This is a genomic window from Leptolyngbya sp. FACHB-36 (assembly GCF_014695955.1).
GTDB lineage: Bacteria > Cyanobacteriota > Cyanobacteriia > Leptolyngbyales > Leptolyngbyaceae > FACHB-36.
On sequence record NZ_JACJPG010000064.1, the window covers coordinates 1 to 1869 of the forward strand.

Below are 1869 nucleotides of genomic sequence, written 5' to 3' on the forward strand. Positions count from 1 at the left end.
CAGCTATCAGAGCGCGTGAAATCTGCGCTGTCGTTTCTGAGTAGCCGCCCACCTAATGAAGCCTTCAACGTCTTCCGCTTTGATCTGCAAAACTTGGGATTTGAGCCTGGTTGGGGCAACACCGTGCAGCGTGTGCGGGACACTCTAGAGACGATCGACCAGCTCATCGACTCGCCGGACCACCAAGCGCTAGAGGCGTTTATTTCCCGGATTCCCATGATCTTCAACATTGCGCTAATCTCGCCACACGGCTGGTTTGGGCAAGAAGGCGTGCTGGGACGACCGGACACGGGTGGACAAGTAGTGTACATCCTGGATCAAGTCAAGAGCTTAGAAAAGCAGCTTCAGGAAGACATTGATCTGGCGGGACTAGATGTGCTGAATGTGCATCCGAAGGTCATTGTACTGACGCGCCTGATTCCCAACAGCGACGGCACTTTGTGCAATCAGCGGCTAGAAAAAATCTACGGCACGGAAGACGCCTGGATTTTGCGCGTGCCGTTCCGCGAGTTTAATCCCAAACTGACGCAAGACTGGATTTCGCGCTTCGAGATCTGGCCCTACTTGGAGACGTTTGCGATCGACGCTGAACGCGAACTGCGGGCAGAGTTTGGTGGCAAGCCGGATCTAATCATCGGCAACTACTCAGACGGCAATTTGGTGGCGTTCCTGCTAGCACGCAGGCTAAAAGTAACTCAGTGCAACATTGCCCACGCGCTAGAGAAGTCGAAATACCTGTTCAGTAACCTCTACTGGCAAGATTCGGAGGATAAGTACCACTTCTCGCTTCAGTTCACGGCAGATTTGATCGCCATGAACGCTGCCAACTTTATTGTTAGCAGCACTTACCAGGAAATTGTCGGCACGCCGGAAAGCGTTGGACAGTACGAGTCCTATAAGACCTTTACGATGCCGGAACTTTACCACGTCACGAGCGGCATTGAGCTATTTAGTCCCAAGTTTAACGTGGTGCCTCCGGGAGTTAGTGAAACTGTCTACTTTCCCTACAGCCGCGACGAGGATCGGTTGACGGGAACGGAGCGCGATCGCCTGGAAGATCTGCTGTTTACCCTTGACGATCCGGTGCATGTTTACGGTAAGCTCGATGATCCCAGCAAGCGACCACTCTTTTCGATGGCGCGACTGGACCGCATCAAAAACCTCACTGGACTGGCGGAGTGCTTTGGCAAGAGTCCGGAACTTCAGGAGCGCTGTAATCTAATTTTGATTGCGGGCAAACTTCGCACCGAGGATTCCACAGACCACGAAGAAATCAGCGAGATCGAAAAGCTCTACGGCATTATCGAACAGTACAACCTGCACGGCAAATTCCGCTGGCTCGGTGTGCGGTTGCCTAAGAGTGACTCTGGCGAAATTTACCGCATCATTTCTGATCATCAGGGTATCTTCGTGCAGCCAGCGCTGTTTGAAGCCTTCGGTCTGACAATTTTGGAAGCGATGATTACTGGGTTGCCAACGTTTGCCACGCGATTCGGCGGTCCGCTGGAAATCATTCAGGATAAGTTCAACGGCTTCTACATTAACCCGACGCAGCTAGAGGAAATGGCAGACATTATCCTGGAATTTGTGTCTAAATGCGACCAGAATCCTAAGTATTGGGAAGAAATCTCCAAGCGGGGAATTGAGCGGGTCTACAGCACCTACACCTGGAAGATCCACACCACGCGCTTGCTGACTCTCGCCAAAATCTATGGCTTCTGGAACTACTCTTCTCAAGAAAATCGCGAGGATATGCTGCGCTACATTGAATCGCTGTTCTACTTGCTGTATAAGCCACGGGCGCAAGCGCTGCTAGAGCAGCATGCGCATCGGTAGAGACAACACAAACCTCGATCGCTGCGGCGATCG

At 52.2% G+C, this 1869-nt stretch carries 1 protein-coding gene; it reads left to right on the forward strand.

Translation table 11 applies throughout. From position 1 onward, the window contains the following. Positions 1-1836: sucrose synthase (locus tag H6F43_RS00885; protein ID WP_190340146.1), on the forward strand; the 1836-nt coding region annotated here is incomplete at its 5' end. Positions 1837-1869 lie beyond the last annotated feature (33 nt).